This window comes from Virgibacillus sp. M23 (assembly GCF_034190895.1).
Lineage (GTDB): Bacteria > Bacillota > Bacilli > Bacillales > Amphibacillaceae > Virgibacillus > Virgibacillus salarius.
This window is the reverse complement of sequence record NZ_JAWDHA010000097.1, coordinates 1-9,350: the sequence shown is the minus strand read 5'-3', so window position 1 is coordinate 9,350 and position 9,350 is coordinate 1. Positions and strand designations below refer to the sequence as shown.

8 protein-coding genes are annotated in these 9,350 nt (G+C 36.9%); 7 read left to right on the top strand and 1 reads right to left on the bottom strand.

Annotated features, from left to right (window positions below):
• Positions 1-131 precede the first annotated feature (131 nt).
• The 3 genes from RVS70_RS20880 (at position 132) to RVS70_RS20870 (ending at position 1,616) form a co-directional block, all read left to right on the top strand.
• Positions 132-566, top strand: coding sequence for a VOC family protein (locus tag RVS70_RS20880; RefSeq protein ID WP_121604392.1), 435 nt, complete (start codon positions 132-134; stop codon positions 564-566).
• 280 nt (positions 567-846) lie between these two features.
• Positions 847-1,020 (top strand): hypothetical protein, encoded by a 174-nt coding sequence (locus RVS70_RS20875; protein WP_161629263.1) that lies wholly within the window; start codon positions 847-849, stop codon positions 1,018-1,020.
• Complete coding sequence (locus tag RVS70_RS20870; protein WP_026680313.1) at positions 1,017-1,616, top strand: TetR/AcrR family transcriptional regulator; 600 nt, start codon at positions 1,017-1,019, stop codon at positions 1,614-1,616. Before RVS70_RS20875 ends, RVS70_RS20870 begins: the two co-directional genes overlap by 4 nt.
• A gap of 342 nt (positions 1,617-1,958) precedes the next feature.
• On the opposite strand, the gene RVS70_RS20865 is transcribed toward RVS70_RS20870, so the two are convergent.
• Positions 1,959-2,546: a TetR/AcrR family transcriptional regulator gene (locus tag RVS70_RS20865; RefSeq protein ID WP_026680314.1), complete on the bottom strand. Its 588-nt coding sequence runs from the start codon at positions 2,544-2,546 to the stop codon at positions 1,959-1,961.
• A gap of 154 nt (positions 2,547-2,700) precedes the next feature.
• On the opposite strand from RVS70_RS20865, the gene RVS70_RS20860 reads away from it, so the two are divergent.
• From RVS70_RS20860 to brnQ, 4 genes are all read left to right on the top strand, one after another.
• The gene (locus RVS70_RS20860) at positions 2,701-3,609 is read left to right on the top strand and encodes an ABC transporter ATP-binding protein (RefSeq protein WP_026680315.1); all 909 of its coding nucleotides are present in this window, start codon (positions 2,701-2,703) and stop codon (positions 3,607-3,609) included.
• Positions 3,609-5,213: an ABC transporter permease gene (locus tag RVS70_RS20855; RefSeq protein WP_121604393.1), complete on the top strand. Its 1,605-nt coding sequence runs from the start codon at positions 3,609-3,611 to the stop codon at positions 5,211-5,213. The genes RVS70_RS20860 and RVS70_RS20855 overlap by 1 nt, the downstream gene beginning before the upstream one ends.
• 336 nt (positions 5,214-5,549) lie before the next feature.
• Complete coding sequence (locus RVS70_RS20850) at positions 5,550-7,289, top strand: ABC transporter ATP-binding protein (protein WP_026680317.1); 1,740 nt, start codon at positions 5,550-5,552, stop codon at positions 7,287-7,289.
• Positions 7,290-7,805: 516 nt separating this feature from the next.
• On the top strand, positions 7,806-9,161 hold the full coding sequence (gene brnQ / locus RVS70_RS20845; protein WP_026680318.1) for a branched-chain amino acid transport system II carrier protein: 1,356 nt from the start codon (positions 7,806-7,808) through the stop codon (positions 9,159-9,161).
• The last annotated feature ends 189 nt before the right edge of the window (positions 9,162-9,350 follow it).

The following is a 9,350-nucleotide window of genomic DNA, read 5'->3' as shown; positions in this document are numbered from 1 at the left end:
CCCGGTTAGAATATTCTGTACTCTGATTAAACGCTTTATCCATCAATACATTCAATGAAATGGTGCTTGATTAATTCTAAGAAAACAAGAGTATTTTGAAGATAATTAAAGTATATAGAGGGAGGATGTTTATGCGGGTATCGAGTTTTTATCCAGTTATCATGACAGATCAAGTGGAGATAAGTTCCACCTATTACCAAAACTATTTTAATTTTGAGGTGGTGTACGAAGCAGATTGGTATACTAGTTTAAAACGGGTTTCGAATTCACTAACGTATGAATTAGCCATATTAAATGCTACCCACACAACAATTCCAGAGGAATATCGAAAATCTGTACAGGGAATAATTTTAAATTTTGAGGTAGTGGATGTAGATATTATTTATGACAGGCTTATTACTGAGTTAAAACTTCCATTGATACAGGAACTCCGTGACGAAGAATTTGGGCAAAGACATTTTATTACAGAAGACCCAAATGGTATATTAATTGATGTAATAACAGTCATTCCTCCTTCTGCAGAAGAGACGAAACTGTATAAGCAACAGATATGGAATGAAGAGTGAAAGGATGTTCATACAATTGCTTTAAAATATTCATTTTCCAGTGATTTAGCCAAGCGTCTGACTGATTTGATCAAACCGTACTCCCCATTATTTGAAGAACAGTTATTTATCCCGCATATAACTGGTAGTAAGACCCTCACTTCAACCATTAAATTGAAACCAATATTGGTAATCCATTGAATAATTTATGTTTATTGGAACTTCTGATTAACGATCCTTCTTTATATGTTAGAAAGTCTGTGGCAAATATTAATGATTTAACAAAAGAAAAATAGATGGTATGGATTGGCTTCAAGCTCAAGAAGAAAAGGTAGAAATAAAGCTCATTTTAAGTGGTTTTTATAACATGGATTACGTTTTATTAAGAAAACAAAATGATCAACAGGCTATCATGCTTGTTGAGAAAGAGAAAATACAGATTGAACGGAGAAGGATGGGAGTAAATAACGAATGAGAAGAAATAAAGAAGAAGCAATGAACACAATACACAACTTGATCGAAGTTGGGAGAAAACACTTTACTAAGCATGGATATGAAGGTGCTTCTTTAGAGGAAATTGCAAAGGAAGCAAATCTAACTCGTGGTGCTTTATATCATCACTTTAAAAATAAGCAAGGTCTGTTTGAAGCAGTATTAATTACAGTACAAAAAGAGGTTGCTGATCAAATCGAACGAGATGCTAGAAAAAGTGATGATTTGTGGGAGCAACTATTATTAGGGTGTAAAGCATTTGTAACAGCTGCTGTTGAACTTCAAAATAAACGAATATTACTCATTGATGGTCCGGCAGTTGTAGGTTGGGAAGTTTGGCGATCGATGGATAGACAAAGCTCGATGCGATTGTTACATGAACAACTTGACCTTATGCAAAGAAGTAATTGCTTCAAGCCAGTTTCAGTGGAAGCGATGACCCACTCTTTATCAGGTGCATTAAATGAATCTGCATTATGGATTGCTCAAATGCCAGAGCACGAGGGTTCGTTGGATGAAATAATGAAAGTAATTTCATATTTCGTTGAGGGATTTAAGCTGCAGTATGGGACTTCGTAAACCTTCTCTTTTTAAGAATATTATTGGAGGTAGTAGGAAAGAATGGATTTCCTTCAGGTTGTCAAAAAACGTTTCTCAAGAATTATTACTGAAATTTAGAAAAGGATCCGTCACTTTTTCCGTAAGAGTAGACGGACCATCCTTTTTATTCTATACGTTTCAAACATCTTTTTCTTTCTAGTTCTCCCGCATATAACTGACAGTAAGTCCCACACTTCAAGTAATAAAGTGAATATTTGGGGGGATAAACAAAACCCCCACTGATTGAAGTTTCACTTTATATGTGAGTATAATCTATTTAGTGCACAGGGCTGCCTTAGCTCTGGCTGCATCTCAAAAAAATCAAGATTCCCCTTTTCCAACAATTCCATAAAACAAGATTTTTACAATATCCTCGGTCATCGGCAGTATTTGTTTATAGATATCCTCACGCTGCATAGCTTCTTTAAATATTTGTAAATACATTAGAAGTGACTCATTTGATAGGTTAGGATCGATAAATCCGTCACGCCTTCCTTCATCAAATAAAGCCATCATTTTAGGCAGTGCCTTTTTTTGATACAACTCTTCAACATAACTAGTTCCAGCTGCATATTCCTTCATAATGACGTCATAGAAATTAGAATGTATATGCTGGGCTGTTTCCTTTTTCGCAAAAATAATCCCCTTTATTTTTTCATGGAAAGGTAAATCGCTGTTAAATAATTCTTCAAATTCCCACCATGCTTTATTTATATAATGTTTAATTACTTCTTGGACAAGGTTATCCTTGCTGCCAAAATAATTATAAATCGTTACCTGAGATACATTTGCTTTTGTAGCTATTTCCTTAATAGCGACTTTTTGTACGCCGAAATCCATAAATAAACTTAAGGCCGCCTCTAAAATATGTGATTTTTTTAACTCCCGTCTTCGTTTAAAACCGTCCAACTAATCTCACCTCATTTTAAGTTTAATAAAAAATATGTAATAAAACAATAAAAATATTTCATAAGTTATTGCAAAAGAGGTTTTAAATATATATTATGAAATATATAAGTTAAAATATTTCATAATTTGAGAAAAGGGTAAGGGAGGAAGAAGAATGCCTGTATTGAAAACATCGAATTTAACAAAGAAATTTGGTAAGTTTATGGCGCTAGATGGTGTAAATATAGAAGTTAATGAAGGAGAAGTCTACGGATTTATTGGGCCGAATGGAGCTGGGAAGTCAACAACGATTCGCATATTATTAGGAATATTAAAGGCAACGAAAGGCAACGTACAGATTTTTGGGAAGGATGCATGGTCAGAGGCTGTAGAAATCCATAAGCGAATTGCTTATGTTCCAGGTGATGTGAACTTGTGGCCAAACTTAACGGGTGGAGAGGTTATTGATCTGTTTGTTAAACTTCGCGGTGGCAATAATAAAAATCGTAGAGAAGAACTAATTAAGCGGTTTGAATTGGACCCAACTAAAAAATGTCGTACGTATTCAAAAGGGAATAGGCAAAAGGTTGCTTTGGTTGCCGCATTTTCTTCTGATGCAGACTTATATATTTTAGATGAGCCGACATCGGGGCTTGATCCATTAATGGAACAGGTATTTCAATCTTGTATATTAGAAGAAAAGCATGCAGGGAAGAGTGTTCTGCTTTCTAGCCATATTTTATCTGAGGTGGAAAGGCTTTGTGATCGTGTTGGTATTATTCGACAAGGAGAAATTATAGAATCTGGCTCACTAAGTGAAATGCGCCATTTAACACGTACCAATTTGTTAGTTGCTACCAAACAGTCCATTGCTTCCCTTGATGAAGTAAAGGGTGTTCATGCCATTGAAGAGCAAGGGAGTGAAATATCCTTTCAAGTTGATACGGAGGAGTTGGATGCCGTTATTCGTTATATTAGTCAATTTGGCATTGTAAAATTAGAAAGTGCTCCACCGACATTAGAAGATTTATTTATGAGACATTATGAAGGTAAATCGAATATAGGAGCAGGAGGTGCGGTGTAATGGCTGGCCAATTCACAAAAAATACAGGAAGACTGTTACGCTTTCTCCTCCGTCGTGATCGGTTGCGTATCTCTGTCTGGATGCTTTCATTAGTAACTGTAACGTTGATGATTGCCATTTCTTTTACTGATCTATACGCAACAAAGGCAGATCGTCAAGCAATAGCTGAAACAATGTTAAATCCAGCAATGACAGCCATGGTGGGAAAAGGATATGGGTTAGAAGATTATACATTTGGAGCTATGATGGCACATCAGATGCTTTTATTTACAGCGATAACAGTAGCAATTATGAGCATTCTTTTGGTAGCACGACATACTCGAGCAGATGAGGAAGAAGGCCGCATAGAGATGGTCCGTTCCCTTCCGACTGGACGGTTATCTAATTTGCTTGCCACACTTAGTGTAGTTTTTATGACGAATTTTTTACTAGCGCTTATTATTGGCTTTGGTCTAGCATCATTGGGAATAGAAAGTATGGACTTAGCAGGGTCTTTGTTATATGGAGCTGGCTTAGGAGCAGCTGGTTTCTTTTTCACAGCCATAACAGCAGTTTTTGCACAACTGTCCGAAAACTCTCGTGGTGTAATTGGTTTTTCTTTTTTCGTATTAGGAATTTCCTATATGCTACGTGCTATTGGTGACGTTAGTAGTGAAGCATTATCATGGGTCTCACCGTTAGGGTGGATTTTAGGTACACAGGTTTATGTTAATAATTATTGGTGGCCCATTCTATTGACAGTTGGTGTATCGTTTATACTATGTATATTGGCACTTTATTTAAATGCGATAAGGGACTTAGACTCTGGTTTTCTTCCTGCTAAACCAGGAAAGAGGCGTGCATCCTTCTTTTTACAAAGTCCATTCGGATTAATATTTCGACTTCAACGTACTGGCTTAATCGCATGGGCAATTGGTATGTTTGTAATTGGAGCATCATATGGTTCTGTTCTGGGGGATTTAGATACGTTCTTTGAGGATGTGGAAATGATGAAGCAAATGTTAACCCCAGTGGAGGGATTTTCGCTTACGGAACAGTTTATTACCATGCTGATGAGTGTCCTTGCTATGATGAGTACCATTCCAACGTTAATGGCAATACTAAAGTTAATGGGGGAAGAGAAGAAGGGGCGCACGGAGCATTTATTAAGTCGGGCTATTTCGCGTACTCGTTTAATAGGTAGTTCATGGGTGATAGCGATGCTTGTTTCATTTGGGATGCTTTCATTAGCGGCAATTGGACTATGGTCTTTAGCAACAGCCTCCATTGATGGAGGAATCGATTTAGGAGTTGTTTATCGTGCAGCAATGGTCTATCTACCTGCCATGTGGGTAATGATTGGTTTTACAGTATTGCTTATTGGACTGTTCCCTAATGGGAGTAGTTGGATATGGGGTTACTTAATTTATTCGTTTATTGTAGTTTATTTAGGTAATTTAATGCAATTTCCCGATTGGATGAGCAATCTTTCCCCATTTGGTCATGTACCACAAATACCAGTAGAGGACATGAATATAATGGCCATTTTCATATTGACGGTAATAGCTTTTGCATGCACCACCATTGGTTTTATAGGCTATCAGAAACGGGATATAGAGGGTTAATTAAAAGCCGAAAGATAAAAAAAATGTGGATACGTTGTGTGATGTATCGTTGCCGAAGCCTTCTCCACGGAAAGCGAAGTATCAATAGGAGTATTATCGCAGAAACATGAACATATACTTTTTTCCGCGTCCATTGCCTCAGCTAACTTAGTAAAGAAACATACGTTACCAAGGGATCTTCGGACTCGTGTTGTTCCAGCCGGATAAGGAATGCCTAAGTAGCGATACATTGCACGCAGAAGTTTCACTTTATTCGTGGGTGGACGGTGTATTAATTCCTGGTTTCCTTTATAATAAAAGAATATATGGAATGTATTTATGATAGGGGTCAAGGTAATGGGTAAACAGCGAAACGGGATAAAGCCATTTATATCTTTAATTATATCTACGAATATTCCAAGACTTGCACTTACAATAGGCTTAATCGGAAGTATAATTACTACACTTGTCGGATTGAGTATTCCTTTGCTAACTAGAGAACTAGTGGATGGGTTCTCTATCGAATCAATGAGTATGCTATTGATTGTGGCTATTGGGCTTGTATTTATTTTACAAGCAGTCATTGATGGCATATCAACGTATTTACTTGCAGCAGTAGGACAGCGAATTGTTGCTCGTCTAAGGGAACAAATGTGGATGAAGCTGATTCGGATGCCAGTTAGCTATTTTGATAAGACGAATAGTGGAGAATCGGTAAGTCGCGTTGTTAATGATACAGGTATAGTAAAAGATTTGATTTCACAGCATTTTCCACAATTTATTAGTGGATTGATATCTATTATTGGTGCAGTTGCTATTCTACTAATTATGGATTGGAAAATGACACTCATGATGTTAATTGCTGTTCCAATTACCATCCTACTTATGATGCCTTTGGGCAGTAAAATGGCGAAGATTTCCCGTAGTCTACAAGATGAAACAGCAATGTTTACAGGAAATATCCAACAAACTCTAAGTGAGATTCGCTTAATGAAGTCGTCTACTGCTGAATCCTTTGAAGAACAAAAAGGCGTGCAGGGAATCGGCAAATTATTTTCATATGGCTTAAGAGAATCAAAAATATTTGCCCTAATTGGTCCATTAATGTACTTAATTATTATGGCTGTAGTTGTCATTATTATCGGTTATGGTGGGATAAGAGTAGCAAATGGAACGATGTCAACGGGGTCGCTGGTAGCGTTTTTATTATATTTATTTCAAATTATAATGCCTATTACGACATTCGCTATGTTCTTTACTCAATTGCAAAAAGCAAAAGGTGCGACAGAACGGATTATAGATATATTAGATCTACCGGTAGAAGCTGGTCAAAATGGGATTGACAAGCAGATTACACATGAAACGATTCATGTAAACAATGTTACCTTTGCCTATGATGACAACGAGCAGGTGTTAGAGAATATATCTTTCACCGCAAAGCCTGGAGAAATGATAGCTTTTGCGGGTCCTAGTGGAGGAGGAAAGACAACTTTATTTGGGCTATTGGAACGATTTTATCAGCCAACTGAAGGAGAAATAATAATTGGTAATACATCGATTCAGGACTTATCCTTAGAAGCTTGGCGTAGCCAGATCGGATATGTCTCACAGGAAAGTGCAATGATGGCTGGAACGATTAGAGAAAATTTAACCTATGGCCTAAGTAATGCATCAGATATATCGGATGGACAGCTCTGGGCGGTTACTGCGATGGCTTACGCAGATCAGTTTATTGCTGATTTTCCCGAGCAGTTAGATACAAAAGTAGGAGAACGAGGAATAAAACTATCAGGTGGACAGAGGCAACGAATTAATATTGCCCGTGCCTTTTTAAGAGATCCAAAGATATTAATGATGGATGAGGCTACTGCAAGTCTTGATAGCCAATCTGAAAGAATTGTTCAACAGGCTTTAACGCGATTAATGAAGGGACGTACGACTTTTGTTATTGCCCATCGCTTATCAACAATTGTTGATGCAGATAAAATTGTATTCATTGAAAAAGGAAAAATAACTGGCATAGGTAATCATCAGGAGCTTATGGAGCAACATGCCTTATATAGAGAGTTTGCCGAACAGCAATTAGCTGATCGTTAAGCGTGGAGAGCGAAAACATCGCTCTCTTTTTTTATAGTCTAGGAAATTAGAAAATTAGCCCATGTGGGTAAATATGGGCGTGTCTAAGCCGCGTCCAGATCCAGCGCCCAGAAACAGGCGACTTCACGAATCGCCCTAATCTAAGTCATCATCTACAAGCAAACTCACCGTGATTCCTTTATCTCGGTTGACTCGCTCCAGTCGCTACGCTTCTAATCCGGCGTTTGTTCTTTTGTTCTAAGATTGCTATGTTTTGGCTATCTGAACCAGCATAGATTTAAAAATGCTAGTGCGAGAGTATGGTGAAAAGTTAAACGCTACTACTGCGAAGATTACAAAATACGATGTAGTCAAGCAATTTCAATCTTTGAGTACATTATATATCTAAATTATGAAAAAATTCCAGGTAATATATTGCATGTTAGAGAAAAAAATAGTATGATTAACACCATTGATATATTGCATATAGATGGAAGGCATTTACATTAAAATTTGCTTCTAGGAGAGGACATATATATGAGGGAAAAATTATCATTTTCAAACTATGCCGCCATAGGTGTAATGTTATTTGCATTATTCTTTGGAGCTGGTAATTTAATATTTCCTGCTCAGCTTGGACAACTTGCTGGAGCTAATGTTTGGCAAGCGGTCATCGGGTTTTTAATAACTGGAGTAGGTTTACCATTATTAGGTATATTAGCTATGAGCTTTTCTGGTAGCAAAAATCTTCAGGATTTGGCCGGTAGAATTCATCCTATCTATGGTGTTATGTTTACCGCACTATTATATCTAACGATAGGACCATTTTTTGCAGCACCAAGAACTGGAACGGTAGCATTTGATGTTGGCATTTCACCATTTATCAGCGAGGGATTCCAGCAAGGTGGTTTAATGATTTTTACACTCGTTTTCTTTGCAATAACCCTATTTTTTTCGCTTTATCCTGCAAAAATCGTCGATTATGTTGGTAAGATTTTAGCGCCAGGCATTGTGGTACTACTTGTGATTTTACTTGCTATGGTTATTTTCAAACCAATGGGTTCTTTACAAACTCCTCAGGAGGCATATGCAGATGGTGCCTTTTTGAATGGATTTTTGGAGGGCTATAATACAATGGATGCACTTGCTTCCTTGGTGTTTGGAATTATCGTGATTAAGGCTATTCGTTCATTGGGAATTACATCTAAACGAGAAATATTGAGAGCTACGGCCAGGTCTGGTTCTGTTGCTATTGTTTTATTAGGAGCGATATATGTTGGAATTGCTTATTTAGGAGCTACAAGTACAGAGATATACGGAATATTTGATAATGGTGGACCTGTATTGAGTAGTGCATCAACACATTATTTTGGAACATTTGGATTGATTCTATTAGCGCTTGTTATTACATTAGCTTGTTTAACGACAAGCATTGGGTTAACAACTGCTTGTTCAGAATATTTTCATTCATTATTTCCAAGGATAAGCTATAAAAAGTTTGTTGTATTCTTTGCAGTGATAACTTTTGTAATAGCTAATTTTGGTCTTACTAATATTATTACTTATTCCATACCTGTACTGATGTTCCTATATCCATTAGCGATCGTCTTAATGTTATTAGCATTCTTGTCACCTTTGTTTTACCATGGAAGATCTGTCTACATTTCGGTAATTGCAGTAACATTTTTAATCAGTAGCATTGATGGACTAAAATCGCTCTGTGAATCATTAGGTATTCCTTACTTTAACTGGATGATTCCCATTGTTTCGTTCTACGAAACAGTTTTGCCGTTATATAATGAAGGTCTTGGCTGGCTAATCCCAGCATGTATAGTCCTAATTATTACAGGCATTGTTCTTCGATTGCAAAAAGCATCTACTGTTCAGGCATAATCGAAAAAATAAAGTATGATTAAGAGACGGAGACAAATGTAATGAAGAAACAATAAAGAACGAAGGGGCTGGGACATAACTAGCCCTTATGAAGTTAAAAAAGATTCCAGTTATCAAAAAATGATAGCTGGAATCTTTTTTGTTATAATTTAGGCTTGTATTTTGCCTGAAGGCGGTGTACTTTCTTAA